Annotated in this window: 26 protein-coding genes and 1 riboswitch; of the genes, 13 read left to right on the top strand and 13 right to left on the bottom strand. The window is 66.3% G+C overall.

Translation table 11 applies throughout. From position 1 onward, the window contains the following. Positions 1-292: 292 nt before the first annotated feature. Positions 293-589: a hypothetical protein gene (locus HZF03_RS19585; protein WP_011159411.1), complete on the bottom strand. Its 297-nt coding sequence runs from the start codon at positions 587-589 to the stop codon at positions 293-295. 260 nt (positions 590-849) lie between these two features. Here HZF03_RS19585 and HZF03_RS19580 point away from each other — a divergent pair, with 260 nt between their 5' ends. After that, positions 850-1,560, top strand: coding sequence for an Ig-like domain-containing protein (locus HZF03_RS19580; protein ID WP_119019022.1), 711 nt, complete (start codon positions 850-852; stop codon positions 1,558-1,560). Between the two features lie 7 nt (positions 1,561-1,567). Here HZF03_RS19580 and HZF03_RS19575 read toward each other — a convergent pair whose 3' ends face one another. Together HZF03_RS19575 and HZF03_RS19570 are read right to left on the bottom strand one after the other, a co-directional pair. Next, positions 1,568-2,161 carry an inner membrane-spanning protein YciB gene (locus tag HZF03_RS19575; RefSeq protein WP_119019021.1) on the bottom strand — a complete coding sequence of 198 codons (594 nt, stop codon included), beginning with the start codon at positions 2,159-2,161 and terminating at the stop codon, positions 1,568-1,570. Positions 2,162-2,314: 153 nt separating this feature from the next. Further along, a complete protein-coding gene (locus tag HZF03_RS19570; RefSeq protein ID WP_119019020.1) occupies positions 2,315-2,944 on the bottom strand; it encodes a hypothetical protein in 630 nt (209 codons plus the stop codon). 141 nt (positions 2,945-3,085) lie between these two features. Between HZF03_RS19570 and HZF03_RS19565 the strand changes: the two genes are divergently transcribed. Continuing rightward, positions 3,086-3,826, top strand: a complete 741-nt coding sequence (locus HZF03_RS19565; protein ID WP_119019019.1) for an SET domain-containing protein — start codon at positions 3,086-3,088, stop codon at positions 3,824-3,826. A 119-nt stretch (positions 3,827-3,945) separates the two neighbouring features. Here the strand turns inward: HZF03_RS19565 and HZF03_RS19560 are convergent, their stop codons facing one another. Beyond that, the gene (locus tag HZF03_RS19560; RefSeq protein ID WP_119019018.1) at positions 3,946-4,344 is read right to left on the bottom strand and encodes a hypothetical protein; all 399 of its coding nucleotides are present in this window, start codon (positions 4,342-4,344) and stop codon (positions 3,946-3,948) included. 150 nt (positions 4,345-4,494) lie between these two features. On the opposite strand from HZF03_RS19560, the gene HZF03_RS19555 reads away from it, so the two are divergent. Together HZF03_RS19555 and HZF03_RS19550 are read left to right on the top strand one after the other, a co-directional pair. Beyond that, the gene (locus HZF03_RS19555; RefSeq protein WP_119019017.1) at positions 4,495-5,316 is read left to right on the top strand and encodes a helix-turn-helix domain-containing protein; all 822 of its coding nucleotides are present in this window, start codon (positions 4,495-4,497) and stop codon (positions 5,314-5,316) included. 72 nt (positions 5,317-5,388) lie between these two features. Beyond that, on the top strand, positions 5,389-6,054 hold the full coding sequence (locus tag HZF03_RS19550) for a DsbA family oxidoreductase (RefSeq protein WP_119019035.1): 666 nt from the start codon (positions 5,389-5,391) through the stop codon (positions 6,052-6,054). Here HZF03_RS19550 and HZF03_RS19545 read toward each other — a convergent pair whose 3' ends face one another. Continuing rightward, a complete protein-coding gene (locus HZF03_RS19545; protein WP_119019016.1) occupies positions 6,055-7,215 on the bottom strand; it encodes a GNAT family N-acetyltransferase in 1,161 nt (386 codons plus the stop codon). It lies immediately after the preceding gene. A 229-nt stretch (positions 7,216-7,444) separates the two neighbouring features. On the opposite strand from HZF03_RS19545, the gene HZF03_RS19540 reads away from it, so the two are divergent. Further along, on the top strand, positions 7,445-8,899 hold the full coding sequence (locus HZF03_RS19540; RefSeq protein WP_119019015.1) for a caspase family protein: 1,455 nt from the start codon (positions 7,445-7,447) through the stop codon (positions 8,897-8,899). Positions 8,900-8,955: 56 nt separating this feature from the next. On the opposite strand, the gene HZF03_RS19535 is transcribed toward HZF03_RS19540, so the two are convergent. Continuing rightward, positions 8,956-9,417: a PaaI family thioesterase gene (locus HZF03_RS19535; protein ID WP_119019014.1), complete on the bottom strand. Its 462-nt coding sequence runs from the start codon at positions 9,415-9,417 to the stop codon at positions 8,956-8,958. A gap of 128 nt (positions 9,418-9,545) precedes the next feature. Here HZF03_RS19535 and HZF03_RS19530 point away from each other — a divergent pair, with 128 nt between their 5' ends. The 3 genes from HZF03_RS19530 to HZF03_RS19520 all read left to right on the top strand — a co-directional run bounded on the left by HZF03_RS19530 (position 9,546) and on the right by HZF03_RS19520 (position 10,807). Continuing rightward, positions 9,546-9,674: a peptidylprolyl isomerase gene (locus tag HZF03_RS19530; RefSeq protein ID WP_107345578.1), complete on the top strand. Its 129-nt coding sequence runs from the start codon at positions 9,546-9,548 to the stop codon at positions 9,672-9,674. Between the two features lie 40 nt (positions 9,675-9,714). Further along, on the top strand, positions 9,715-9,981 hold the full coding sequence (locus HZF03_RS19525) for a hypothetical protein (protein WP_107345577.1): 267 nt from the start codon (positions 9,715-9,717) through the stop codon (positions 9,979-9,981). Between the two features lie 160 nt (positions 9,982-10,141). Then, positions 10,142-10,807, top strand: coding sequence for a Crp/Fnr family transcriptional regulator (locus HZF03_RS19520; protein ID WP_119019034.1), 666 nt, complete (start codon positions 10,142-10,144; stop codon positions 10,805-10,807). A 75-nt stretch (positions 10,808-10,882) separates the two neighbouring features. On the opposite strand, the gene HZF03_RS19515 is transcribed toward HZF03_RS19520, so the two are convergent. The 3 genes from HZF03_RS19515 to HZF03_RS19505 form a co-directional block, all read right to left on the bottom strand. Further along, entirely contained in the window at positions 10,883-11,023 is a 141-nt protein-coding gene (locus HZF03_RS19515; RefSeq protein WP_162301648.1) for a hypothetical protein, read from the bottom strand. 293 nt (positions 11,024-11,316) lie between these two features. Next, positions 11,317-11,703 carry a hypothetical protein gene (locus tag HZF03_RS19510; RefSeq protein ID WP_011159397.1) on the bottom strand — a complete coding sequence of 129 codons (387 nt, stop codon included), beginning with the start codon at positions 11,701-11,703 and terminating at the stop codon, positions 11,317-11,319. Between the two features lie 381 nt (positions 11,704-12,084). Further along, positions 12,085-12,231 carry a ferritin family protein gene (locus tag HZF03_RS19505; protein ID WP_012497227.1) on the bottom strand — a complete coding sequence of 49 codons (147 nt, stop codon included), beginning with the start codon at positions 12,229-12,231 and terminating at the stop codon, positions 12,085-12,087. 293 nt (positions 12,232-12,524) lie between these two features. On the opposite strand from HZF03_RS19505, the gene HZF03_RS19500 reads away from it, so the two are divergent. Then, positions 12,525-12,713 (top strand): hypothetical protein, encoded by a 189-nt coding sequence (locus HZF03_RS19500; protein WP_012497226.1) that lies wholly within the window; start codon positions 12,525-12,527, stop codon positions 12,711-12,713. 17 nt (positions 12,714-12,730) lie between these two features. Here the strand turns inward: HZF03_RS19500 and HZF03_RS19495 are convergent, their stop codons facing one another. Further along, the gene (locus HZF03_RS19495) at positions 12,731-12,988 is read right to left on the bottom strand and encodes a hypothetical protein (protein WP_119019013.1); all 258 of its coding nucleotides are present in this window, start codon (positions 12,986-12,988) and stop codon (positions 12,731-12,733) included. Positions 12,989-13,478: 490 nt separating this feature from the next. Here HZF03_RS19495 and HZF03_RS19490 point away from each other — a divergent pair, with 490 nt between their 5' ends. Next, a complete protein-coding gene (locus HZF03_RS19490) occupies positions 13,479-15,404 on the top strand; it encodes an autotransporter domain-containing protein (RefSeq protein ID WP_234832276.1) in 1,926 nt (641 codons plus the stop codon). A gap of 264 nt (positions 15,405-15,668) precedes the next feature. Further along, positions 15,669-16,760: a recombinase RecA gene (gene recA, locus HZF03_RS19485; RefSeq protein WP_011159387.1), complete on the top strand. Its 1,092-nt coding sequence runs from the start codon at positions 15,669-15,671 to the stop codon at positions 16,758-16,760. Between the two features lie 475 nt (positions 16,761-17,235). Here the strand turns inward: recA and gcvP are convergent, their stop codons facing one another. The 3 genes from gcvP to gcvT all read right to left on the bottom strand — a co-directional run bounded on the left by gcvP (position 17,236) and on the right by gcvT (position 21,833). After that, entirely contained in the window at positions 17,236-20,142 is a 2,907-nt protein-coding gene (gcvP, locus tag HZF03_RS19480; protein WP_119019033.1) for an aminomethyl-transferring glycine dehydrogenase, read from the bottom strand. Between the two features lie 167 nt (positions 20,143-20,309). Further along, positions 20,310-20,675, bottom strand: a complete 366-nt coding sequence (gene gcvH, locus HZF03_RS19475) for a glycine cleavage system protein GcvH (protein WP_011159385.1) — start codon at positions 20,673-20,675, stop codon at positions 20,310-20,312. A gap of 9 nt (positions 20,676-20,684) precedes the next feature. Continuing rightward, positions 20,685-21,833 carry a glycine cleavage system aminomethyltransferase GcvT gene (gene gcvT / locus HZF03_RS19470; RefSeq protein WP_119019011.1) on the bottom strand — a complete coding sequence of 383 codons (1,149 nt, stop codon included), beginning with the start codon at positions 21,831-21,833 and terminating at the stop codon, positions 20,685-20,687. A gap of 133 nt (positions 21,834-21,966) precedes the next feature. Beyond that, positions 21,967-22,057, bottom strand: a riboswitch (glycine riboswitch). Positions 22,058-22,285: 228 nt separating this feature from the next. Here gcvT and alaS point away from each other — a divergent pair. Both alaS and HZF03_RS19460 read left to right on the top strand, forming a co-directional pair. Continuing rightward, the gene (alaS, locus tag HZF03_RS19465) at positions 22,286-24,955 is read left to right on the top strand and encodes an alanine--tRNA ligase (protein WP_012497221.1); all 2,670 of its coding nucleotides are present in this window, start codon (positions 22,286-22,288) and stop codon (positions 24,953-24,955) included. A gap of 1 nt (position 24,956) precedes the next feature. Continuing rightward, entirely contained in the window at positions 24,957-25,718 is a 762-nt protein-coding gene (locus tag HZF03_RS19460; protein WP_119019010.1) for a GNAT family N-acetyltransferase, read from the top strand. The last annotated feature ends 27 nt before the right edge of the window (positions 25,719-25,745 follow it).

Below are 25,745 nucleotides of genomic sequence, written 5' to 3'. Positions count from 1 at the left end.
GCAGTGAGCGAACCCGGAATCCCGAGGTTCAGGGCCCGAACGGCTTGACGCAGAACATCTCGAGATTCCGGGTTCGCGCGTTTCACGCGCGCCCCGGAATGACCGCCTAGGTCCTCAAAACAATCATGGCCGGGCTGCGACCCGCCTGCGGGGCCGAAGCCCCTTCGGCGCGGCGAAGGCCCGGCCATCCATCTTCTTCAAGTGATGGATCACCGGGTCTCGGCGCTGCGCGCCGGCCCGGTGATGACATTGGTAACTGCGGCTGCCGCGGAACGGCCGCGACGTCGAAGCCTTACGCCCGGGTGCCGGTGAACGGGAACGAGCCCATCGGGCCGATGCCCATTTCGCCGGAGATGCTGTCGCCGCTCACTTTGCCGGTGTAGCTCAGCGTCAGCGGCATCGGGTTGGTGATAGACAGCTTCCAGGCGACGTCGTCGCCGTTCACGGTGCCGTCGAAGATCTCGCCGGCATCGCCGTCGGCGGATTGCGAGCCGGTGAGCGTCGAGCCGTCGGCCTTCAGCGTCAGGTCGGCCTGCCGCTCGCCCATCGGCGTGCTCATGGTGAGTTTCCAGTTTCCGTCGACTGCCATGTGTTTCTCCCCTTGGTCCCGGTCCTCGTGAGTTCACCGGGCCGCCCCTCTTAGTATGGTGCGGGAGCGACAAACAAGCCCGAACGTGCCACCCCGCTGCGGCCAGGGGCCGCGATAATCCGTCATCGTGAATCGGGCGGTGTCCTGCTCTGCCGGCCGCGCATGCAGATACCTGTGGTGCAGTGCACGCGTCGTGCTATCCTATGTTAACTTAGGAGGACGTCTCGAGGTTTCCAACGCCTTCAAGGTGGAGACCCGACATGCGTTTGTCATACGTGAGTGCCGTGCTTGCCGTTACGGCGCTGCTGCCCGGACTGACCAGCCTCCCTGCCGCCGCGCAGGTCGAGGTGGTGTCCGAGACGACCGTCACCCGCCTGGATATCATCGCCGAGCCCAGTGTTCCCGGAAGATTCGTACTGAACGCGACCGTCCGCACCGGTTACGGCGCCGGCGTCCCTGACGGCCGGGTGGTGTTCTACGATCTGTCGACCAGCACCGTGCTGGGCTGGATCGATGCCGGCAAACCGAGCCTCACGGTCGACGGCCTCAAGCCGGGGCGGCATCTGCTGCGCGCCGATTACGCCGGCAGCGCCAGCCGGCTGCCGCTGATCGTGCTGCCGAGCCAGTCGGCCGAGGTCGCGCTCGATGTCCTGGCTCAGCCGCGCCTGACGTTGTCGTCGTCCGATGCTGCTCCGGCACCCGGCGCGGTGGTGACGCTGACCGCCGCCGTCACCGGCCCGCACGGCCTGCCGACCGGCACGGTGAGCTTCCGCGACGGCGACCGGGTGATCGCTGCGCACGTGCCGCTCGATCGCACCGGACTGGCGGCATTCACCACCTCGGCGCTCGACAATGGCGTCGGCGGCATCGTGGTGGTGTACGAAGGTGATCAGCACTACGCGCGGGCGACTGCGCAGCTTGCACCGAACGAAGATCGCGCGCTGGCGCTCGCCGCCGCGCCGCGGATGTAAGTCGCCGCTAAGGCTCGGCCGTGATCGGCGTCGCTGCGGTCGTCGCTGCTGTCGCGGCTGCGGCCCGCCGCCGGCTTCGGATCGCGAAGCGAAACACCAGATACTGCGCGGCGAACGCTGCGACTTTGAACGCCGGCGCGATCACCATCACGTAGAACGTCCACAGCTTGATATCGCCGGTCAGCGCCGCGGCGATCACCCCGGCGCCGAGCAGCAGCATCAGCGCTGCCCAGGCGTAGCCGGCGATCCGCACATAGTCCGGGATGGTGTCGCCGACGATCGGCGGCACGTAGCGCAGCATCCAGTCCCGGCGCAGCATCAGGAGCCCGACGGCGATGTGGCCGACGCTGGGCTTGATCAGCACGAAGCGCGGATCGTTGGTCAGCAGCGTGGCGCCGCCGAGCACCACCACCAGCGCGACGCTGGCATAGGCCATCACGTCGAGCCGTTGGCCCTTCACTTTGGCGTAGATGAACTGCCCGACCGCGCCGAGCACGGCGACGATCGTCGCCAGCGCGACGTTGCCGGTCGAGAAATACAGCACCACGAAGACGATGGTGGAGAAGAAGTCGCTGCCGAGCTTGGCGAACACCGCCTTCATTGCACGTTTCTCCGCTGTCGCCGCCTGCGGAGGACCGCGGCGGAGCGCCGTCGCCCCGCCCGATTGTGCGTGCCCCCTCGAGGGAAGTAAACCGCGGCAGCCCGGCGGCAAGGGCCGGGCACCTAATTTAGGCAGGCATCAGTTTAGACCACTTCAATTCGGCGCAGCCAGGGCGGTGGCGCGCCCCGGGCTGCCGAATGGCTTGGGCTTGTCCTTGCCGCAGGCGAAGCCGCGCGCCAGCTCGTCGGCCGCCTGCCGTGCCACCTCGTTGGCGTTGCGGTTGGCGGCGACGTCCACATAGGCGACATGGCACACCGCGCCGGGCGGCAGCCGCGTCACCACCAGCATCTGCTTGGTGTTGGGCCGGCCGCCTTTGCCGAGATCGTCGTTGTCGGCGAGGTGCCAGCGCTGGATGATGGCGAACGGCTTGCCGGCGCCGTCGAGCCGCCATTCGACCGTATCGGTGGTGGAGTTGAACGGGCCGAACGAGGTTTTGGCCGCCGGCTGGGCGCTGGCATCCTTGTAATTGCGGCCGACGCTGACGCTCTGGCGCAGGTCCATCTCCGATACGACCACCACCAGCCCGTCCTGGCCGGGGCACAGCCACTCGCCGCTGTCTTCCGGCGCGCCGCCCGGCCGCGCGACCCGGCACGCCTGGGGAGCGGTCGAACTATAGACGCTGCTGGCGCCGTCAGCCCGGGCCGGCGCCACGGACGCGGCCGAAATAGTGAGCGGGAGCAGCACGGCGAGGGCAGGGAGCAGTCGCATTGGCAGGCTTTGCATCGCAGCGGAACCTTTGTCGGTCGGCGTCCGGCTGGGGAAGGTTCGAGCAATTTCCGCTCAGGTACTGCCCTTTGCGGCGGAATCGCTCTAGAACGGCGCCTTCGTGTGTCCGTCCTTTAGCCGCGTTCGAATCGAAGAACCATGCCGCTGTTGTCGAATGACCATTACCGTGTTGGCCGCTCCAAAACCGGGCTCGGCCTGTTTGCCGTCAAGCCCATCAAGAAGGGCGCCAAGATCATCCGGTATTTCGGGCCGCTGCTCGACGCGCACAACAAGAAGCACGACGGCATCGAAAACAAATACCTGTTCGAGCTGAACAAGCGCTGGACCATCGACGGCTCGGTGCGCAAGAACGTCGCGCGCTACATCAACCACGCCTGCAAGCCGAACGCTGAGTCCGACGTCAATCCGCGCAAGAAGCGCGTGATCATCCGCGCCATCAAGAACATCGAGCCGGGCGAAGAGATCAACTACGATTACGGCACCGATTACTTCAAAGCCTATCTGAAGCCGATCGGCTGCAAGTGCGTCTCCTGCGAGAAGAAGCGCAAGAAGAAGGCCGCTGAAGCCCGGGTTGAGAAAGCCAAGCTGAAGCTGAAGGCCGAGCGCAAGGCGCAAGCCGAAGCCGAGAAGGCCGCCCGCAAGGCCGCGAAGGCGGCCGGTAAGGCCAAGCCGGAAAAGCCCTCGAAGCCCGAGAGGGTCGCCAAGTCGAAGGCGCCGAAAGCGGTGAAGGCAAAAGCGGCGGCGACGACGAAGGGCGCCGGCAAGGCAGCGAAAACGAAGGTCGTGACGGCAAAGGCCGGCAAGACCAAAGCGGCGAAGCCGGCGAAGACCACGTCGTCGCGTAAGACGGCTGCTGCGAGCAAATCCAAGGTAGCCTGATTGTAGTCGCAGCCTCTCGTCGCGTCATTGCGAGGAGGCGAAGCCGACGAAGCAATCCAGATCCGTGCAAGAAGCTGGATTGCTTCGCTTCGCTCGCAATGACGGCGGAAGCTTTGGTGCTAACTGGCCAAGGCCGCATCACTCCGCTTCAACCCGATGAACTGCAGCTCGGCGAAGATCCCGACCGCCGTCGCCTGCATCAGCACGAAAGCAATGCCGAGCGCGTTTGGCGTCACTGCGCCGCTGAGCAGCAGTGCGACGCTCGCGAGCGTCCATAGTGCATTCCCGCCGATCACGATCAGCACCAGCGCCCGCGGCAGCAGGCTGCGGGTACCGAGCCAGCCGACCAGGGCGGCGTAACCGATCAGGAACAGTCCGGTCTCCAGCAGCAGCGGCTGCGGCAGGGCGAGCAGGCGCGAGAGCGTGCCGGCCGCCAAGCTCAGCAGCAACGCCATCGCGCCGCTGACGACAGCGTCGGCCTGCAGGGCGCGGCGGAGCAGCGTCGAGGGGGTGGTCATGGATGATTGGATCATGGAACATCTCCTTCGGTTGCAGTGATGCCCCGAAGGATGCCGGGATGCGCGACGCAATTCGATTACCTGGCAGGTCAGAAACGCTTTACCTCGGAGGTCATGGATGCTGTGCGGTGTGCGTGCTAGCTTTCGCGCATGAACACCAACGTGTCTTCGATCAATGCCGCCGCCGGCGCGCAGCCGGTCCGGATCGGTGATTACTTGCGGCAGTGGCGGCAGCGCCGCCGGCTCAGTCAGCTTGATCTCGCGCTCGACGCGGAAATCTCGGCGCGGCATCTATCGTTCGTCGAGACGGGACGCGCCTCGCCGTCGCGCGAGATGGTGCTGCGGCTCGCCGAGCGGCTCGACGTTCCGCTCCGTGAGCGCAACGTGCTGCTGGTCGCGGCCGGCTTCGCGCCGGCATTCCCGCAGCGCTCGCTGGATGACCCGGCGCTCGCCTCGGTGCGGGCTGCGGTCGATCAGGTGCTTGCCGCGCACGAGCCGAACCCGGCGCTGGCGGTCGATCGGCACTGGAACCTGGTGTCGGCCAACCGCATGGTGCCGCCGATGCTCGACGGCGTCGCGCCGCATCTGCTTGCGCCGCCGCTCAACGTGCTGCGGCTGTCGTTTCATCCCGAAGGTTTGGCGGCACGCACCGCCAATCTGGGCGAGTGGTGCGCGCATCTGCTGGAGCGACTACACCGGCAGTGCGAGACCAGCGCCGATCCGAAGCTGATCGCGCTGTACGAAGAACTGAAGACCTATCCGGTGCCGGCGCGCGCCGCGCCGATTGCAGCGGATGCGGTCGCGGTGCCGTTTCGCCTGCAGCTCGGCGACGAGGTGCTGAGCTTCATCTCCACCACCATGGTGTTCGGCACGCCGATCGACGTCACCCTGTCGGAAATCGCGATCGAGACGTTCTTTCCGGCCGATGCGATCACGGGGACGCGATTGCGCGAACTGGCCGCGCGGCTCTGATCCGCCTTGTCCGGCGTTGCCTGCGCCCCATCTGTGTGGGACTGTGCCGGCAACGACAACGAGGAGGCGCCGATGAGCACGCTGAAGCCGCTAACGATCGACGTGGTATCCGACGTGGTCTGTCCCTGGTGCTACATCGGCAAGAAGCGCATCGAGCAGGCCATCGCGCTGGCGCCGGAGGTGCCGGTCGAGCTGATCTACCGGCCGTTCTTCCTCAATCCCTGGGTGCCGCGCGAGGGCATCAGCCGCGACGAGTATCTGACCAAGAAGTTCGGATCGCCGGAGCGCTACAAGGAAATCGCCGGCCGCATCGCCGAGACTGCTGCGCAAGAGGGACTGGAGTATCATCCCGAGCGCGTGCAGCGGCAGCCGAACACGATCGATTGCCATCGCCTGATCCATTGGGCGAGTGCGATCGGGCGGGGCCCGGCGATGAAGCAGCGGCTGATGGAATTGTATTTCCGGGACGGCGGTGATCTCACCGATCCTGAGGTGCTGGTACAGGCCGCGGTGGAATGCGGGCTCGACGCCGCCGATATCCGCGCCAGGCTCGCCACCGATCAGGACGTCGAGGAAGTTTCGGCGCAGGCGCAGGAGGCGGCCGACAAGGGAATCTCCGGCGTACCGACCTATGTGTTCATGCACCAATACGCGGTGTCCGGCGCACAGGATCCGACCCTGATCGCCCGCGCGATCCGCAAGCTTTCGGCGGAACTGAACGCGGAAGCCGCGGAATAATCAGCGCTTCAACAGCCGCTTGGCGAGGTGCCGCAGCCGGTCGCGCGCCGACAGTGCCGCGACGATCGGTGCGAACAGCGGATCGCGCTTGCGCAGCGGCAGCACCAGGTCGCCGACCGCGAACCGTCCGCGCCACAGCGGGTCGATCATTGGATGTTGGGCGCTCGCGGTGGAGTCGGCGAAGCGGATCTCCGGGTCGGCGCACAGATGCCGGGTCAGCGCCATTGTCAGCAACACGCCGGGCGAGCAGCGCGCAAAGCTCTCGTCGATGCCGAGCTTGAAGAAGTAAGCGCGGTCGGCGTGGCGCAGCACGATTCCGGCTGCGACCGGCGTCACACCGGCAGACAGGGTGATCACCTCGCATTGGCCGCGCGAGGCGAGCGCGACCGCGGCGCTGCGCAGCCGCGCGGCAAGCTCCGGCTGCCGCTTCAGTGAGCTGCCGCGGCGGCCCTTCCAGCCGCTGTCTTCCAGCGCCAGAAACACGTCGAACGCGCGCGCTGCCTCATCCGCGGTACGAGCGACGGTGAAGCGCACCTCGCCGTGCTCACCGAGACGGCGCTCGAGACGGCGCAGGTTCTTCAGCTTCTTCGTATCGAGATCCTGGCGCAGCAGGGCTTCGCCGTCGCGGGTGGCGTCGAGGCCGGCGCGGGTCCAGCCGTTGATCAGGCGCGGGTTGAGGCCTTCGGCGGCGAGCACGCGTGTGAACGCAGCCACGGCTTCGCCCTCGCGGGCGACGTCGCGCAGTACCAAGGCGCGGGCGCCTGCGGCGCGCGCCTGCGCGATGATCTTGGCGGCGGCGTCATTGGCTGCATCGCGGTCAAGCAGCGGCGTATCCAGCGAGCGGAACGGATCGGCCGATACCAGTGCCGGCAGCGGCAGGCGGAACGCGCGCCAGCACGAGATCACCGGCAGGAGTCCGATCAGACGGCCGGCGGAATCGTGCGCGGTCAGAGCGCGCAGCGACGCGTCGTCGCCGTTCGCCGCCATCACCCATTCCGGCAGGTAGTAACCGTTCGGCTCGATCACCCGGGTCGCCAGATCGCACCAAGCTGCCTTGTCGATCGCAGCGACGCCGGGCAGCACGCCGGGGTCGGCGGTCGTCGTGGCGAGGGCACCGGCGCGGCGATGTACGAATGGCGTGGTGGGGAACGTCTCGGCCAAAGCTCTCGGTCCTGCATTGTCGAAGCGCGCCCGAAGCAAGCCCCGGCGCGACGGCCAGGAGACTAACCGCCGACTCCCAACATCACCTTGGTTCCACGAGGCAATTTGCCGACAATGTTAACCGCAGCTTTCCTCGCACGCCGCCTTTCGGCGTCGATTTGCCACGTCGCCTGAACCCGCTGTTGCCAGGCTGCGACCAAGAGCGGTCATTGGTCGGCAAGGAGACGCCATGCGACGCGCGATGCTGAGGGCTGCGGCGACCGCCGCCAGCCTGCTGTGCGGAGTGGCCGCTGCGGCCGCGGAAAGCCGGGTCGCGCTGGTGATCGGGCAATCGGCTTATCGGGCCGTGCCGGCGCTGCCCAATCCAGTGAACGACGCCAAGGCGATCGCCGCGCTGCTCGGCGAGGCCGGCTTCGAGGTCACCGAGGCGTCCGATCTCGGCCAGATCGAGCTTCGCGCCAAGGTCGGCGACTTCGCCGCCGCGGTCGCGGCGAAAGGGCCGGAGACCGTTGCGCTGGTGTTCTATGCCGGTCACGGCATCCAGGTGGACGGCGAGAACTATCTGATCCCGGTCGACGTCGATCCGAAGCGCGAGGCCGACATTCCGCTGCAGGCGGTGCGGCTCGACGACGTGCTCAACACGCTGGGCTCGGTGCCGAGCAAGAGCCGGATCATCATGCTCGATGCCTGCCGCAACAATCCGTTTCCGAATATCAACAAGACCACGGGGCAGGGGCTGGCGCTGGTCGATACCAAGTCCGGCGCGCCCGGCACGTTATTGTCGTACTCGACCTCGCCGGGCGCTGAAGCCGAGGACGGGGGCGGTGCCAACAGCCCTTACACCACCGCGCTGCTCAAAGCGGGGCGCGAGAATGGACTGAAAATCGAAGACACCCTCAAGCGGGTGCGGCTCGCGGTGCATCAGGCCACCGAAGGCCGCCAGACGCCGTGGGAGAGCTCGTCGCTGGTCGACGACTTCCAGTTCTTCGCCGCATCCGCCGCCGCGACAACCGACGCCGCGGCGCCGAAGCCGCGCACGGTCGAAGAATGGCGCGCCTTCCTAAAGGGCAAGCCGGTGGATCAGGCCAATACGTTGATCGTGTCCGACGGTTCGGCCGACGCCTATGAAGCGTTTGTCGGGCTCTACGCCGAGCCGCCGTTTGCGCCGGAGGCCAAGCGCTGGCTCGACCGCCATCGCCGGATGAAGGCGTGGAGCCGGGCGGTGCTCGTCAACACCGGATCGGCCTATGCGGCATTCCTGACCGAATATCCGGACAGCGACCTTACCGCGACCGCGCGCAAGCTCGCCGAGCGGCTGCGCAATCGCCCCGACAACGCGGTGGTGGTGCCGGCCGCGCTCGCGACGCCGGTCGTTGCCGCCGCGGCGCCGACCTGTCCGTGCGGGCCGAGCGCGCCGGCGCTGCAGCAGAAGGCTGAGCCCAAGAAGACCGACGTGAAGAAGACCAAGAGCCGGGCCGAGCGCGACGATCCGCCCAAACGCAGCGGCAAGGCCTCGCGGACCCGGGTCTATGTTGAGGACGAAGACGCCGTCGTGGTGCGGCGGCCGCCGATCTACGATCCGCCGCCCGGGCCGGTGATTCAATTCGGCGGCGGTTTCCGCGGCGGCTACGGCGGTCCGTATCGCGGCGGCGGCCAGACCGGACCGAGCCGCGGCCGCTATTGAACGCTGCATCTGGACGGCTGTCGGCGCGGCGCCTGTGAAGCCGCCGCCCGGCCCGCTTACAGCATCGCAAACGCGCTCGACACCATCGCCACCGGCTTGCCGTCGGAGGCGCCGAGCAGCGTGACCCGTCCAAAGCTCATGGTGCGGCCGAGCCGGACCAAGCGGGCGTCGGCGATGACGTCGGTCGAGGCGACGGCTTTAAGGAAATGGGTGGTCTGATCGACCGTGGTCATCGGCCGGAAGCCGCGGTTGCCGGCGCAGACGGCGAACACCATCGCGGTGTCGGCCAGCGCCATCAGGGCCTGGCCGCAGACCACGCCGCCGCTGCGGCACAGCCGCTCGGAGAATGCCATCCGCAGTGTTGCGCCGGGCTGCCAGTCGGCCGGGCTGCCGGAAGGCGGATCGAGCTCGAGGGCTTCGATCGACAGGCCGAGGTCCAGCACCCAGGGCGCGAACGCCTGCTGCAGCATCTGCCGCGCCTCCTGAAGGCCGAACTCCGCCACCTGCTGCTCTGCCATGCGTCTCTCCCTGACTCGTTGATTATCCGCATGTTTCGCGGCGTTTCGCAGCATCCCATCCGATTCGGGACGGCTTGAAAACGACACGGTCGATCCCTTAAGTTCGGCGGCATCCGAAAGGGGACACGATGGTCAGACGAGTTGCGTTGGTGGTCGGCCTGGTGGTGACGGCGATCGTGCTGAACGGTTGCACCAAATGCGGTCCGATCTGGGAAGATTGGCAATCGCCGAAATCCTGCCGGTCGGATCATCTGTAGCGCTGCGGCCGGGCACGGCTCGCGCGAAAGGGAGTTTGCGATGAAGATTCTGCACGGCGTTGCCGTCCTGGCCCTGCTGACGGGGCCGGCTTTGGCCCAGGGCGAGGGCCCGCACGTCAATCTGGTGCCGGAGATCGAGCACAAGTCCCCGGAAGAGAAGGCCCAGGACGCGGTCCGGCAGAAGGCCTACCAGGAATCGCTGCGTAAGATTCCGGATGCGCAGGCGCCGAACGATCCGTGGGGCGGCGTCCGCGGCGCCGAGGCGACCCAGCCCAAGGCCAAGCGCAAGACCCACCAGAGCAATTAAGCTCGTCTAACGGCCACTGCTGCGGCGATAGGCAGGTGGTCAAAACGGCACAGATTTTTTCTGCGATTTGAGGATGATGCGCGGACGGAACCCCGGCGTACGCAACTCGTTGCGCGGCCGGATCCGACTGAATCATTCGTTTTCGTTCGCAGGATATCACGTGACGTCGCGCGAGGTGCCGTTCGATCCAAAGGTCTTTCTTCGCAGTGCAGGTACGGGACGCGCCGTTCTGCAATTTCGCGCCGGCCAGACCATTTTCACGCAAGACGAAGCCGCCGATTGCGTGATGTACATCCAGCAAGGCCGCATCAAGCTGTCGGTGATGTCGGAGCAGGGCAAGGGCGCGGTGGTCGCCATCCTGCAGCCCGGACAATTCTTCGGCGAAAGCGGTCTGCTCGATCATCGCCGCCGCGCGACCGCGATTGCGCTGGAAGACTGTACCCTCACCAGCATCACCAACGCGTCGATGATGGCGACGCTGCAGCGTGAGCCGGCGATGTGCGAGCTGTTCACCCGGCACCTGGTGGCGCGCAATTCACGGGTCGAAGACGACCTGATCGATCAGCTGTTCAACAACAGCGAGAAGCGCCTGGCGCGGCTGCTGCTGCTGCTTGCGGACCCGGCCGAGGCGTCGCGGCCGGTGCCGATCGAGATCAGCCAGGAGACGCTGGCGGAGATGATCGGGACGACCCGGTCGCGCGTGAGCTACTTTATGAACAAGTTCCGCAAAGCCGGCTTCATCGACTACAACGGCCGGATCGAGGTGCACCCCACCTTGCGTAACGCGGTGCTGCCGGATCGGCCCCGCGCCCTCGAGCCCGAGTGATCCGTCACTTATCGATCCTACAAGTGGATGGGACCTGCGCGACGCCTAACAGGGCGGCGCGAGCTTGCGCGCCGGCTATTTCTTTTTGTCGCCGAGCAGGCTGCCGGTGCGGCGGTCGACGAAGTGCATCTGCGAACACGCCGGGCAATGCAGCAGCTCGAACGTAGTCTGTGCCGAGCTTCCGGGGTCTTCCTGCAGCCAAGCCTGGACCTTCATCCCGGTCCGGGGACACTGATAAAGCACATGCGACATTGGAAGGCCGGGTCCGCCTTTAGTTCTAGAAAAACGACTTGCCGGGTGCGGCCGTCCATGCGCTTGATCTAGATCAATTAGCGTACCATTTTACCATTAAAATGCGTCTGAATCGCATGCAAGCTTAATCCGGTTCATACCACCGGTAACGGATGCGGACGTTCACAACCGAATCGTCAAGCCGCTGATCCTGAACGGCAAAAGCCGCCGACGTCAGACGCCGGCGGCCTGTGCTGGTTTGCTCAATCCTTGCGGGATTACTTGCGGGCGCAGCTCACTTCGATGCGCACCGAGCTGGCGCCGCAGCGTGCGGTCATGATGCCGTTCTCGACCGTGATATTGTCGCTGAACCGCGCCGAGCCGTTGCCGACACACAGCGCCGAGACCAGCGCCTCGCCGGCATCGCAGGCGGTCGGGCAACCGTTTGCGGAGCAACTGGTCGAGGTCAGGGTACGGATGCTGGAGATTGAGGCACCGTCCTTACCGGCCGGGCCGGCGGGCCCCGCTGGTCCGGCAGGGCCTTGCGGACCGGGTTCGCCTTGCTGTCCGCGCGAGCCTTCGCCGCAGCCCGCCAGGGCGATCGCCGCGCCCGTCAGCGCGATCAGCGTGCCGATCCGAAATCTGTCCATGGCCTGCCGGCGCATTCCTGTCTCCCTGTCCCAGAGCCGGTGCCGAAACAGCACGCGGCGATGACGAGCCTGATCGATGCAAGGCGGGTGCTGTCCTGCGCGCCCGCGCGCGAAGCCTAGAGCATGTCGGGTTCCGAATGAAACGGAACCTGCGCGGCGATGGCGATCATCAGAGAAGAGAGGGGGACTGACGACGGGGACTGCGACCTGTCTGACGCTGCGACATGACGAGCGCGGTCATTCCACCCACAAAAAACAAGGAGCCCCGAACGAGGCCGTGTTCGGGGCTCCGGTCACGGTCGAAACTCCCCACCTCTAGAAAGCTCGGCAATGACGGCGGCAGGCTAGCGGCGGCTGCTCGGCATTGCCTATGCGTAAAATCAAATACCGTTGGCGTTACGAACCGCCGTGCCCCTGGTGGGAATGGTGCTGGGTGAGCTGCGCGATCAATTGCTTCAGCACCCGGCGGCGGTCTTCGTCGGTCGTCTCCGACAGCAGTCGGCGATACAGCTTCAGGTTTTCGTCGCGGAGAAATTTGTCCAAGACGCTCTCCTGTTCGTTTGCTCCCATGGGACGCGGCGGCCATCGCAGCGCGCACGCCCGTCGGTCACGGTCTCCTGTCGAAGCGGATGGCACCCCAGGCTAGTACGCGCGAAAATGCCTGTCGATCCGAAATGCTGTCCGCCAGTTCCAGGGGAATCGGTTGGGCGTGTCAGGAAAACCCTGATCTCTCGATACCGCCGCTGCGGCCGATTGCCCTCAGCCGAAGGAATGGATGGTGGAGCGGGGCGGCTGCGGTAAAGCTGGCGAGCGGTCATTGCACGGGACGATGGAAGATGAGTTTTTGGTACGTGGTCGACGCCGTCGCGGTCGGAATCATCCTGCCCTGGATCATCGCGACCTATCGGCTGCTCGAAGCCTTCAAGCGCGGCACCGGCGCGGGCCTGACCAAATGGGCGATCTATGCGGCGGTCTGCGTGCCGGCGATGCTGTTGGTGATGTGGGGCATCCAGAACCTGCGCTGAGGCGGCCGGCGCGGTCTTCACAGCCGCTCAGTGCCGCCACCGTAGACGGCCGCCGCGGCGCTGCCGTTGCGGATGCGGCGCGCCTCGGTCATCGCCCGCTGCACCCCGAGATCTCCGGAGTCGCAGGAAAAGGTGATCAGCTGGTTGCAATTCGGGCACTGGGTCTGAAACCCCTCCCGCATGTTCTTGATCTTCTCCCGGAACGGCACCCGGCAGCGGCTGCACAGCACCCGCACCTTGTCCGGCATCTTTGGAGTGGCAAGAAGGCTGTCCATCCTTTCAGTTGTGGCGAAGCCGGGTTGAGAAAGGGTGAAGGGGAGGCTTGCTGATCGGTCCAATTGTGCAGCACGTCCGCATGTTGGACGATCGGCGCCGATGACTATGAGTTGCGGTTAAGAACCAGACACATCCTCCGCCGAAGCCGAGCGTAGTGCGCGCGGATCATCCGCAGCTACGTCGGACCGACGCGGTCAAGGCCTGCGGAGCAGGCTGATAGCAGCGCCCGGTGCAACGCGGCCGGCAAGCGATTACCAGGCGCAGGCCGCGTGTTTCGTGATTGCTGTGGAGCGAGACTATTTACTAGCACGTCTCCCGTGTTTCTCTCAGTTGCCGGCTCTCGTGACAGGCCACACTGCTGGGCTTTGCAACGGGGGCGGGTGATTCGCGATGTCCGATGGTTCAATCAGGGGCGCGCGACCGCGCGCGTGGCTTCTTTCGGCTGGCTTTCGCTTATTCGCTGTTATTGCCCCAAGGGTCCGCAGCGCGATGGTGGCGGGTGTCGTGGCGATCGGTCTCGTCGGTGCCACGTCGGTATCGGCGCAAGCGCAATTCACCGGCATCTACGGCTTTGGCGACAGCTATGCCGACACCGGCGCGGCACCCGGCGGTGCGTTTCGTCTCGCCGGCGCGCCTGCAGGCTGCCAGTCACTGCCGCTGCCCGACAATTGCCGGTTCACCGGCGGGACCAATTTCGTCGAGACGCTGCAATCGATCTACGGTCTGCGCGGCCTGACCAACTATGCGATCGGCGGCGCGCTCACCGACAACACCAATACGCTCAACAGTGAGATCCCAGGTCTGGTGCCGCCGTTGCCCGGCTTCGTCTATGAGCTTGCCCGGCTCGCTCATGACGGGGTCAGGTTCAGCAGCACCGACCTGGTCACGGTGTCGATCGGTGGTAACGATTCGTCGCTGCTGACCAGCAGCGTCTCCAGCGCCACCGCGCTCGGCATCGCGGCCGCGGGACGTGCCGTCAACGGCACCGGGGTGGCTCCGCTGTCCGGTACCTACGACGGCGTCACCTACAACAACGTCGTCACCTCCGGGGTGCATCAGCTGGTCGATGCCGGCGCCCGTAACATCGCCTGGCTCAGCGCCGGAAATTCCAAGTACTTCCCGGTGCCGGAGGGCGGCGGGGCCATCGGCGACGCTGCCCGCGACGCCTTTGCCCACACCTATTATCAGCAGATCCAGCTCCTGCTCCGGCCGATGGCCCAGGCCGGAGTGCGCATTTTCCTGTTCGACTTCGAAATCCTGCAGGCGCGGATCTACGCCAATCCCGCCCAATACGGCTTTGCTGCCGACCCGCTATGCCAGCAGAGTTCGGCGCCGCACAGTCCCACCTGCTTCTATCAGAACGCGGTGCATCCGACCGCCGCCGCGATGACACTGATCGGCAACTACATGGCCAATCAGATCGATGCGCCCTCGACCGTGGCGCCGCAGGCGGGGATCGCTAACGCCGTGATCACCGGCTTCACGGCCTCTGCGCTCGACCGCCTCGACGCCAGCCGTCGCTTCCAGCCGTTCGGTCTCGGCGCCGCGATGGCGGCGATGCCGACCAAGGCGGCGATGCCGGCGGCCCCGGAGGATCGCTGGTCGGTGTACGGCGACGTCAGCTATGCCGGCGGCAATCGCGATCGGCAGTTCTATGCGTCGGGCTACGACTACACCTCGACCGGCGGCTATCTCGGCGTCGAGTATCGGCTCGATCCGAACTGGCGCGTCGGCGGCGTGTTCGGCTATGCGCAGCCCGAGGTCAAACTCGGCGTCCAGGACACCCGCAATCGGATCGACGCGTTTCAGTTCGCGGGGTACGGCTCCTACGCCGATGCGCACTGGTTCGCCGACGCCATCGTGGCCTATGGCCGGCACGAATTGTCGCTCGAGCGTCGCGGCATCATCGACATGATCCGCGGCAGCACCCATGCCGACGTGTTCACCGCCGCCGCCAAGACCGGCTATCTGTTCGACGCCGGCAAGCTGCGCGTCGGGCCGATCGCGAGCCTGCAATACAGCTACGCCACCATCCAGGGCTACACCGAGACCGGCGATGTGCTGCTGACCATGATGGTGGACCGGCAGACGCTCGACAGCCTCACCGGCGATGCCGGCGTGCAGTTCCGATATCCGCTGCAGCTCGGCAGCGGCATCTACACCCCGTTCGTCAACCTCACCGCCGCGCATGATTTCCTCGGCGGCCACAGCGTCACCACCACGCTGGTCACGGCCCCGTTGCTGCCGATCCTGACCCCGGTGTCGGCCGACGGCGGCACTTACGGCCGCGTCGCCGCCGGCGTCTCGGCGCTGGTGACCGACAAGGTCTCCGCCACCGTGACCGGGACCACCAGCTTCGCCCGCCGCAGTGGCAACGACGCCGGCGTCAGCGGCGGCCTCAAGGTCGCGTTCTGACAGGGGGACGGATCCGCGGCGTTGTCGCCGCGGCTGCGGGAAGCTCGGGCGGCTTGTCGCGCGGCGGAGGTGGCGGTTGCTGCCGCGCGGCGACGGCGTGCGGGCTTGAAAACGCTATCTCATGAATTCGCCGGGTGCGAAGGCATTCACACAGCCTCAAAAGAACATATTGCGAACAGAGAACAAATAGGGTACGTTGTTTCTGTTGGCTGAGGCCGGCGCCGTTTGTCCAGTTGCCGAATCCCGTTCATAAGGAGCACGTTGATGGCTGCCCCCACCGCATTGCGTATCGTCGAAGGTTCCTCAATGGACAAATCCAAGGCGCTCTCCGCCGCGCTGTCTCAGATCGAGCGTCAGTTCGGCAAGGGCTCGGTGATGAGGCTCGGCAAGAACGACCGCTCGATGGACATCGAGACGATCTCCTCCGGCTCGCTCGGGCTCGACATCGCGCTCGGCGTCGGCGGTCTGCCGAAGGGGCGGATCGTCGAGATCTACGGACCGGAATCTTCCGGCAAGACCACGCTGGCGCTGCACTGCGTCGCAGAAGCCCAGAAGAAGGGCGGCATCTGTGCCTTCGTCGACGCCGAACACGCGCTCGATCCGGTCTATGCCCGCAAGCTCGGCGTCAATGTCGACGACCTGCTGATCTCGCAGCCCGACCACGGCGAGCAGGCGCTTGAGATCGCCGACACGCTGGTGCGCTCCGGCGCGATCGACGTGCTGATCGTCGACTCGGTGGCGGCGCTGGTGCCGCGCGCCGAACTCGAAGGCGAGATGGGTGACGCGCTGCCCGGCCTGCAGGCGCGGTTGATGAGCCAGGCGCTGCGCAAGCTCACCGCCTCGATCAACAAGTCCAACACCATGGTGATCTTCATCAACCAGATCCGGATGAAGATCGGCGTGATGTACGGCTCGCCGGAAACCACCACCGGCGGCAACGCGCTGAAATTCTACGCCTCGGTCCGGCTCGACATCCGCCGCATCGGCCAGATCAAGGAACGCGACGAGGTGGTCGGCAACCAGACCCGCGTCAAGGTGGTGAAGAACAAGCTGGCGCCGCCGTTCAAGCAGGTCGAATTCGACATCATGTACGGCGAAGGCGTCTCCAAGATGGGCGAGATCCTCGATCTCGGCGTCAAGGCCGGCATCGTCGAGAAGTCGGGCGCCTGGTTCTCGCATGACAGCCAGCGGCTCGGCCAGGGACGCGAGAACGCCAAGGCGTTCCTCAAGGCCAACCCCGACATGACCGCCAAGATCGAGGCGGCGATCCGCCAGAACTCCGGACTGATTGCCGAACAGATTCTCGCCGGCTCGCCCGAGAGCGATGCCGACGGCGAGGAGCCGATGGAAGAGTAAGATCGGTCGCGGCTGGCTCGTACCGGCCGCATCCCTCCCGACCGGTGCACCGCGCCGTTTCGGAATGACGTGTTTCAAGACGGCGAGTGCTGCGACCCCTGTTGCCGGGACCCCGCGGCGCTCGCCGCATTCGTTTGGAAGGTCGGGAGCATCAGGCGAAGCGGACTGATAGAGCATTCAGGCGAAGCGGACTGATGCCGTTGCATTGGCGCTGAACATCAAACGCGCACAGCGTTGTGCGCGGGGGTGACCTGACTGCGAGGTCGGAGCCCTTCGGCGCGCGTAAGTCCCGCGTGTCCATCACGGGAGTCGGGGCCCCGCACGACGGTTCCTGTGAGGAGGATGGATCGCCGCCGGGTCGAGCCCGGCGATGACGCTCCGTAAAGGGCGGCGCTCGTTACAGAGGCACTGCCGGCGGCAGTCCGCCGCGTAGGCTGCCGCAGTTTCTAAGCGTCGACGTCGCTTCGACGCCCTCTTATTCCGCCGCCCGTGCGTAGTCGGCAGCGAGTGCGTAGTCTTCGACCGGCGGGCACGAGCAGATCAGGTTGCGGTCGCCATAGACGTTGTCGACGCGGCCGACCGGGCTCCAATATTTGTCGGTGCGCGAGTTCGGCGCCGGGAAGCAGCCTTCGGTGCGCGGATAGGGCCGGGTCCACTCCGCACTCGTGACGTCATGCGCGGTGTGCGGCGCGTGGCGCAGCGGCGACTGCTCGATCGGATAGCGGCCGGCTTCGACTTGCGCGATCTCGCGGCGGATCGCGATCATCGCGTCGCAGAACCGGTCGATCTCGGCCTTGGATTCCGATTCGGTCGGCTCGATCATCAGCGTGCCGGGCACCGGGAAGCTCATGGTCGGCGCGTGGAAGCCGTAGTCGATCAGTCTCTTCGCGATGTCGTCGACGGTGACGCCGGTGGAAGTCTTCAGCGCCCGCGGATCGATGATGCATTCGTGCGCGACCCGCCCGCGCGGGTTGCGGTACAGCACCGGAAAGTGCGGGTGCAGTTTCGCCGCGATGTAGTTGGCGTTGAGGATCGCGATCTCGGTGGCGCGCTTCAGGCCCGCCGCTCCCATCATCAGGATGTAGATGTAGGAAATCGTCAGGATCGACGCGGAGCCCCACGGCGCCGCCGATACCGTGCCGCCGCCGTGCAGGCCGCCGTTCAACGGCTCGCCCTCGGCAGGATGGCCGGGCAGGAAGGGCGCCAGATGCGCCTTGACGCCGATCGGGCCCATTCCCGGGCCGCCGCCGCCGTGCGGAATGCAGAACGTCTTGTGCAGATTGAGGTGGCTGACGTCGGCGCCGTAGCTGCCGGGCCGGGCGAGGCCGACCTGGGCATTGAGATTGGCGCCGTCGAGATAGACCTGACCGCCGTGGGCATGGACGATGTCGCAGATCTCGCGGATGTGCTCCTCGAACACGCCATGAGTCGACGGATAGGTGATCATCACCGCGGCCAGATTGGCCGAATGCGCTTCCGCCTTGGCGCGCAGATCGTCGACGTCGACGTCGCCATGCGCGTCGCAGGCGACCACCACGACGTCCATGCCGGCCATCGCGGCCGATGCCGGATTGGTGCCGTGCGCCGACGACGGGATCAGGCACACCTTGCGGTGCGGCTCGCCGCGCGCCAGGTGATAGCCGCGGATCGTGAGCAGGCCGGCATATTCGCCCTGCGCGCCGGAGTTCGGCTGCAGCGACACCGCGTCATAGCCGGTGATCTCGGCGAGCCAGGTCTCCAGCCGCTCAAACAGCGCGTGATAGCCGGCTGCCTGCGCCTTCGGCACGAACGGATGCAGACTGCCGAACTCGGGCCAGGTCAGCGGCATCATTTCGGTGGTGGCGTTCAGCTTCATGGTGCAGGAGCCGAGCGGGATCATCGCGCGGTCGAGCGCGAGATCGCGGTCCGACAGCTTGCGCATGTAGCGCAGCAGCTCGGTTTCCGAGCGATAGTCCTGGAACGCCGGCTGGGTCAGGTAATCGCTGGTCCGTTTCAGCGCCACCGGCAGCGCGGTGCCGAGCGCGTCGCCTGCGTCTCGTTCCACCGCGGCGTAGTCGAGCGATCCGCCGAACGATCGCCACAGCGCTTCGACGGTGGCCGGCGTGGAGGTCTCGTCGAGCGAGATGCCGAGCGAGGAGGCGTTGATCCGCAGGTTGATCTTCTCGGCCTCGGCGCGCGCCACGATGGCGTCGCGGCGATCGCCGACCTCGATCGTCAGCGTGTCGAAGTACGTACCGTGGGTCGGGGCGAAGCCGAGCTGCTGCAGGCCGGCCGCCAGAACGGCAGTGCGCCGGTGGACGCGGCGCGCGATCGCGGCGAGGCCATCGGGACCGTGATAGACCGCGTACATCGCATTGATCACCGCCAGCAGCACCTGCGCGGTGCAGATATTCGAGGTCGCCTTTTCGCGGCGGATGTGCTGTTCGCGGGTCTGCAACGCCAGCCGGTAGGCCGGCTGGCCGTGGCTGTCGATCGACAGCCCGACGATGCGGCCGGGCAGGCTGCGCTTGAGGCTGTCGCGCACCGCCATATAGGCGGCATGCGGGCCGCCATAACCCATCGGCACGCCGAAGCGCTGCGCCGAGCCGATCGCAATGTCGGCGCCAAGTTCGCCCGGCGGGGTGATCAGCGTCAGCGCCAAGAGATCGGCCGCGACCACCGCCAACGCGCCCTTCTTGCGCAGCGCCGCGATCACCGCGCGCGGATCGCGCAAGGCGCCCGACGAGCCGGGATATTGCAGCAGCGCGCCGAACACGTCGGCGCCTTCCAGTTCGGTCTCGGGATTGCCGACGATGATCCGCCAACCGAGCGGCTCGGCGCGGGTGCGCAGCACAGCGATGGTCTGCGGATGGGTGTCGGCGTCGACGAAGAACGCCTTGGCGTTCTTGGCGGCCGCGCGCTCGGCGAGCGCCATCGCTTCCGCCGCCGCAGTGCCTTCGTCGAGCAGCGAGGCGTTGGCGACGTCGAGCCCGGTGAGGTCGCAGATCATGGTCTGGAAGTTGAACAGCGCTTCCAGACGGCCCTGGCTGATCTCGGGCTGATACGGCGTATAGGCCGTGTACCAAGCGGGATTTTCCAGAATATTGCGCTGGATCACGGTCGGCAGGATCGTGCCGTAATAGCCTTGTCCAATCAGCGAGGTGAACACTTGGTTCTGGGCGCCAAGCTCGCTCATATGCGCCAGCGCTTCGCTTTCGGTCAGCGGCGCGTCGAGCTTCAGCGGTTCGCGATGCCGGATCGCATAAGGCAGCGTCTCGGCGACGAGCTGCTCTAGACTGCCGGCGCCTGCTGTCGCCAGCATCGCCGCGATATCCTGCGGCGAGGGCCCGATATGCCGACGCACGAAGTCGTTAGCGGCGTCGATCGGTCGGCGATGCGGCATGCTCTGGTCCTCGTCAAATGCAACGGCCCGCAAAGGCAGGTTGCTCGGAAATCTCAGCGGCGTCATTGCGAGGAGCGAAGCGACGAAGCAATCCAGAGCCTCGGCACGCTGCAATTGGATTGCTTCGCTTCGCTCGCAATGACGAATTCACGCGAACGGTCGGCCCGTCAGGCCGTGTGGGTCTTGTAGGCGGCCTCGTCCATCAGGCCGTCGAGTTCGCTCTTGTCGGCGATTCTGAGTTTGAAGAACCATGCGGCGCCGCCGGCGTCAGAGTTTACCAGGCCGGGCTCGGTGCCGAGCGTCTCGTTGACTTCCAGCACTTCGCCGGAGATCGGCGCGTAAACGTCGGAGGCGGCCTTCACCGATTCCACCACCGCGGCGGCTTCGGCCTTCTTCACGGCGCGGCCGACCTTCGGCAGCTCGACAAACACCACGTCGCCAAGCTGTTCCTGGGCGTAGTCGGTGATGCCGATCGTGGCGACGTCGCCCTCGATCTTCAGCCATTCATGATCGGGGGTGTAGAGCGTGGTCATGAGGAGTCCTCAGCGCTTGTAGGTGTTCGGAACGAACGGCATCGCCGCGACGCGCAGCGGCAGACGCTGGCCGCGTACTTCGGCAAAAACGACGGCGTCGCGCGCAGCCAGCGCGGCCGGCAGATAGCCCATCGCCACCGGTGCGTTCAGGCTCGGCCCGAAGCCGCCGGAGGTGACGGTGCCGACCGGCTCGGCCGAATCGGCGCTGGCGAACAGCGGCGCATTTTCGCGCACCGGGGCGCGGCCTTCAGGCCGCAGGCCAACGCGCAGCCGAGCGGTGCCGCCATCAAGCTGGCTGAGAATCGCCGAGGCGCCGAGGAAGCCGCCCGGACGAGCGCCGCCATTGCGGCGGCTCTTCTGGATCGACCAGTTCAGTGCGGCTTCGACCGGCGTGGTGGCGGTGTCGATATCGTGGCCGTACAGGCACAGCCCGGCTTCCAGCCGCAGGCTGTCGCGGGCCCCAAGCCCGATCGGCAGCACGTCCGGGTTGTCGAGCAGCGCGGTCGCAAGCCGTTCGGCGCCGTCCGCCGGCACCGAGATCTCGAAGCCGTCCTCGCCGGTGTAGCCGGAGCGCGAGACGATGCAGGCAAGGCCGTCGAGGCTGAGCTCGGCGACATCCATGAACTTCATCTTTGCGACGTCTGCACAGAATTTCGCCAGCGCGGCTTCGGCCTTCGGGCCCTGCAGCGCGATCAGCGCGCGATCGGTCAGCGCGGTGATGTCGCAGGCGTCTGCCAGATGCGCCCGCAAATGCGCTTCGTCGGCGTCCTTGCAGGCGGCGTTGACCACCAGGAACAGCCGGTCGCCGAGATTGGTGACCATCAGGTCGTCGAGAATTCCGCCGGATTCGTTGGTGAACTGCGCATAGCGCTGGCGGCCGGGCGGCAGCGCCACGATGTCCTGCGGGATCAACGCTTCGAGCGCGCGGGCGGCGTCTTCGAGCTTGCCGGACTTCGCCCGCAGTTCGATCTGGCCCATATGCGAGACGTCGAAAAGCCCTGCGGCATTGCGCGTGTGCAGATGTTCTTTCAACACGCCAGGCGCGTATTGCACCGGCATGTCGTAGCCGGCGAAGGGCACCATCTTGCCGCCGCGTGCCAGGTGCAGCGCGTAGAGCGGTGTGCGTTTCAAGGATTGGGTGTCGTCACCCGCCAGCATATCCAGGCTCCCAAGGTTCCCGAGACCGATTTCTCGTCACCATTCGAGCCCCATCTGTCGCTGTGCCTGAGAGCATTATCCCGTCGGCGGACCCGTCCCGGGATCGCCCGGCAGGGTCTCTTTCCAGATGTCAGTCGGCCGCGCGGTCCGTTTGCCTGAGAGTTTCCGGGGCGGTTGCTCCTTCGGCGCCGGCCTTGCGGCCGATCTCTCCCGACGCGACTTAGTCTTAGGTAGGTAGGACACAAACACGGCTTCAACAAGGCTGTCAACGCGGCTCGGCGAGCTATCAACGGGTCTTCGTAAACGCCCGTGGAAGTGGGCCTCCCTGCTGGCAAACAACTGAATCCATGCCCACTTTCTAGACAGCGCGCGTCCCCGCGTCTAAAAGGCATGACACCGGAAGAGGTGGGTTCGGCGGGCGTTTCGCGGGCATTCCGGGTGATTGGACGAACATGAGCGGCGTTAACGAAATTCGGTCTACGTTTCTGAACTACTTCGCCAAGAACGGCCACGAGATCGTGTCGTCGTCGCCGCTGGTGCCGCGCAACGACCCGACCTTGATGTTCACCAATGCCGGCATGGTGCAGTTCAAGAACGTGTTCACCGGGCTGGAGAAGCGCTCCTATCAGCGCGCCACCACCTCGCAGAAATGCGTGCGCGCCGGCGGCAAGCACAACGACCTCGACAACGTCGGCTACACCGCACGGCATCTCACCTTCTTCGAAATGCTCGGCAACTTCTCGTTCGGCGATTACTTCAAGGAACGCGCGATCGAGCTCGCCTGGAATCTGATCACCCGCGACTTCGGCCTGAAGAAGGACAAGCTGCTGGTCACCGTCTATCACACCGACGACGAGGCGGCCGGCTACTGGAAGAAGATCGCGGGCTTCTCCGACGACCGCATCATCCGCATTCCGACGTCCGACAACTTCTGGGCGATGGGCGACACCGGCCCGTGCGGTCCATGCTCCGAGATCTTCATCGATCGCGGCGAGCACATTTTCGGTGGCCCGCCCGGCTCGCCGGACGAGGACGGCGACCGCTTCCTGGAGTTCTGGAATCTGGTGTTCATGCAGTACGACCAGGTGACGAAGGACGAGCGCGTGCCGCTGCCGCGTCCGTCGATCGACACCGGCATGGGCCTAGAGCGGATGGCCTCCATCCTCCAGGGCGTCGACAGCGTGTTTGACACCGACCTGTTCCGCAGCCTGATCGACGCGACCTCGTCGGCGCTCGGCCGCGGCCCGACCGAACAGGACGCCGCCTCGTTCCGCGTCATCGCCGATCATCTGCGCTCGTCGTCGTTCCTGATCGCCGACGGCGTGCTGCCGTCGAATGAAGGCCGCGGCTATGTGCTGCGCCGGATCATGCGCCGGGCGATGCGCCACGCGCAGTTGCTCGGCGCCAGCGAGCCGCTGATGTGGCGCCTGGTGTGGGCGCTGGTGCGCGAGATGGGTCAGGCCTATCCGGAGCTGGTGCGCGCCGAGGCGATGATCGAAGAGACGATGCGGCTCGAAGAGACCCGCTTCCGCAAGACGCTCGATCGCGGCCTTGCGATCCTCGACGAGAAGAGCGCCGGCCTGAAGAAGGGCGACATGTTCGACGGCGAGACCGCGTTCACGCTGTACGACACCTATGGCTTCCCGCTCGATCTGACCCAGGACGCGCTGCGCAACCGCGGCATCAATGTCGATATCGCCTCGTTCACCGACGCGATGGATCGGCAGCGCGCCAAGGCCCGCGCCTCGTGGGCGGGCTCGGGCGAAGCCGCGACCGAGGCGGTGTGGTTCTCGCTGCGTGAGAAGCTCGGCGCCACGGAGTTCCTCGGCTACGACACCGAGACCGCCGAAGGCGTCGTCACCGCGCTGGTCAAGGATGGCGCAGAGGTCGACGCGCTGAAGGCCGGCGAGAGCGGTGCGATCATCGTCAACCAGACGCCGTTCTACGCCGAGTCCGGCGGTCAGGTCGGTGACACCGGCGTGCTCACTGCAGATGGCGTGCGCTTCGTCGTCACCGACACGATGAAGAAGGCCGGTGATCTGTTCGTGCATTTCGGCACGGTCGAGCAGGGCAGCATCAAGCTCGGCGACGCGCTGGCGCTCGACGTCGATCACGCCCGGCGTTCGGCGATCCGTGCCAATCACTCGGCGACGCATCTGCTGCACGAGGCGCTGCGCCAGGTGCTCGGCGATCACATTGCGCAGAAGGGCTCGCTGGTCGCGCCCGACCGCCTGCGCTTCGACTTCGTGCATCAGAAGCCGATCACTCAGGACGAACTGCGCAAGGTCGAGGACATCGCCAACGACATCGTGCTGGAAAACGACGAGGTCGTGACCCGGCTGATGGCGGTCGACGATGCGCGCGAAGCCGGCGCCCGCGCGCTGTTCGGCGAGAAGTACGGCGACGAAGTCCGTGTCGTCTCGATGGGCAAGGCGGCGCGCGATCACGGCTCCAACGTGTTCGGCTGGTCGGTCGAACTGTGCGGCGGCACCCACGTCAAGCGCACCGGCGATATCGGCTTGGTATCGATCACGGGTGAAAGCGCGGTCGCGGCCGGCGTGCGCCGCATCGAGGCGCTGACCGGGCGCGCGGCGCGGCACAACGCCAATGCGGCGATCAGCACCGCGAAGCTCGCTGCCTCCGAACTGCGGACTACGCTGGACGATATGCCGGCGCGGATCACCGCGCTGATGGACGAGCGCAAGAAGCTCGAGCGTGAACTGTCCGAGGCGCGCAAGAAGCTGGCGATGGGCGGCAGTGCGTCCGGTGACGGCGCCGCATCCGACGTCCGCGACATCGGTGGCATCAAGCTGATGGCGCGTGCGGTCGAAGGCATTGAGATCAAGGATCTCAAGGGCCTGGTCGACCAGGGCAAGAAGCAGCTCGGCTCCGGCGTGATCGCGCTGGTGGCGACCAGCGAAGACGGCAAGGGCTCGATCGTGGTCGGCGTCACGCCCGACCTGGTGTCGCGGTTCTCCGCCGTCGATCTGGTCCGCAAGGCGTCCGAAGTGCTCGGCGGCAAGGGCGGCGGCGGCAAGCCCGACATGGCGCAGGCCGGCGGTCCCGACGGCTCCAAGGCCGGCGCCGCGCTGGAAGCGATCGCGGCAGCCATCGGCGGCTGACGTGGATCCGGCACTGGCGTGGCAGGTCGAACAGGCCTGCCTCAACGCCTGGCCGTCGCTGCGGAGCGCGCTGATCGGCGACTGGCTGCTGCGGTTCGGCGACGGCGTATCGCGCCGGATCAATTCGGCCAATCCGCTGCATTCGGGCATCACCACCATCGCGCCGCAGCTCGATGTTTTCGATCGGCTCTATCGCGCGCATCGGCTGCCGCTGATCGTCCGCGTGCCGTCGCTGCTCGCGGGCGCTACGCAGATCCATCGCGAGCTCGATCAGCGCGGCTTCGGCTGCGAGGGCGAGGCCTGCACGCTGTATCGCGACCTCGTGCCTGAGAGCTTCGCCGCAACGGCGCCGGAGGTTACCATCACCTCGCGTGCCGATGCCGAATGGCTGGCCGCGATTGCACGGCTGCAGGCGCAATCACCATCACACGCGTCCGTCTATGCCCGCGTCGTCGATGCGATCGCACTGCCGGCGGGCTTCCTCGCACTCCACCGCGACGGTGTGATCGTCGCCACCGCCTACGGCGTGGTGTCTGGCGATCTGCTGGTGGTGGAGTCCGTCGTGGTCGATGCAGCGCTCCGCGGCCAGGGCCTCGGCCGCCGCCTGATGCAGGCGCTGTTCGCCTGGGGCATCAGCAACGGCGCCAAGGACGTGTGCCTGCAAGTCGTCGCCGACAACAAAGCGGGCCGCGCGCTGTATGCGAGCCTGGGCTTCGACCACGAGCTGTACCGCTATAACTATCGACGGTCGGCGCAGAACTAACAGCCTCACCCCGTCGTTCCGGGTTCG

The organism is Rhodopseudomonas palustris, assembly GCF_013415845.1.
GTDB classification, from domain to species: Bacteria; Pseudomonadota; Alphaproteobacteria; order Rhizobiales; family Xanthobacteraceae; genus Rhodopseudomonas; species Rhodopseudomonas palustris_F.
This window is presented reverse-complemented; position numbering and strand designations above follow the sequence as displayed.

Bases quoted from the DNA above. Each gene is read 5' to 3' on its own strand.
- HZF03_RS19585 (WP_011159411.1), bottom strand. From the start codon at position 589: ATGGCAGTCGACGGAAACTGGAAACTCACCATGAGCACGCCGATGGGC.
- HZF03_RS19580 (WP_119019022.1), top strand. From the start codon at position 850: ATGCGTTTGTCATACGTGAGTGCCGTGCTTGCCGTTACGGCGCTGCTG.
- HZF03_RS19575 (WP_119019021.1), bottom strand. From the start codon at position 2,161: ATGAAGGCGGTGTTCGCCAAGCTCGGCAGCGACTTCTTCTCCACCATC.
- HZF03_RS19570 (WP_119019020.1), bottom strand. From the start codon at position 2,944: ATGCAAAGCCTGCCAATGCGACTGCTCCCTGCCCTCGCCGTGCTGCTC.
- HZF03_RS19565 (WP_119019019.1), top strand. From the start codon at position 3,086: ATGCCGCTGTTGTCGAATGACCATTACCGTGTTGGCCGCTCCAAAACC.
- HZF03_RS19560 (WP_119019018.1), bottom strand. From the start codon at position 4,344: ATGACCACCCCCTCGACGCTGCTCCGCCGCGCCCTGCAGGCCGACGCT.
- HZF03_RS19555 (WP_119019017.1), top strand. From the start codon at position 4,495: ATGAACACCAACGTGTCTTCGATCAATGCCGCCGCCGGCGCGCAGCCG.
- HZF03_RS19550 (WP_119019035.1), top strand. From the start codon at position 5,389: ATGAGCACGCTGAAGCCGCTAACGATCGACGTGGTATCCGACGTGGTC.
- HZF03_RS19540 (WP_119019015.1), top strand. From the start codon at position 7,445: ATGCGACGCGCGATGCTGAGGGCTGCGGCGACCGCCGCCAGCCTGCTG.
- HZF03_RS19535 (WP_119019014.1), bottom strand. From the start codon at position 9,417: ATGGCAGAGCAGCAGGTGGCGGAGTTCGGCCTTCAGGAGGCGCGGCAG.
- HZF03_RS19530 (WP_107345578.1), top strand. From the start codon at position 9,546: ATGGTCAGACGAGTTGCGTTGGTGGTCGGCCTGGTGGTGACGGCGATC.
- HZF03_RS19525 (WP_107345577.1), top strand. From the start codon at position 9,715: ATGAAGATTCTGCACGGCGTTGCCGTCCTGGCCCTGCTGACGGGGCCG.
- HZF03_RS19515 (WP_162301648.1), bottom strand. From the start codon at position 11,023: ATGAAGGTCCAGGCTTGGCTGCAGGAAGACCCCGGAAGCTCGGCACAG.
- HZF03_RS19510 (WP_011159397.1), bottom strand. From the start codon at position 11,703: ATGCGCCGGCAGGCCATGGACAGATTTCGGATCGGCACGCTGATCGCG.
- HZF03_RS19500 (WP_012497226.1), top strand. From the start codon at position 12,525: ATGAGTTTTTGGTACGTGGTCGACGCCGTCGCGGTCGGAATCATCCTG.
- HZF03_RS19495 (WP_119019013.1), bottom strand. From the start codon at position 12,988: ATGGACAGCCTTCTTGCCACTCCAAAGATGCCGGACAAGGTGCGGGTG.
- HZF03_RS19490 (WP_234832276.1), top strand. From the start codon at position 13,479: ATGGTGGCGGGTGTCGTGGCGATCGGTCTCGTCGGTGCCACGTCGGTA.
- recA (WP_011159387.1), top strand. From the start codon at position 15,669: ATGGCTGCCCCCACCGCATTGCGTATCGTCGAAGGTTCCTCAATGGAC.
- gcvP (WP_119019033.1), bottom strand. From the start codon at position 20,142: ATGCCGCATCGCCGACCGATCGACGCCGCTAACGACTTCGTGCGTCGG.
- gcvH (WP_011159385.1), bottom strand. From the start codon at position 20,675: ATGACCACGCTCTACACCCCCGATCATGAATGGCTGAAGATCGAGGGC.
- gcvT (WP_119019011.1), bottom strand. From the start codon at position 21,833: ATGCTGGCGGGTGACGACACCCAATCCTTGAAACGCACACCGCTCTAC.
- alaS (WP_012497221.1), top strand. From the start codon at position 22,286: ATGAGCGGCGTTAACGAAATTCGGTCTACGTTTCTGAACTACTTCGCC.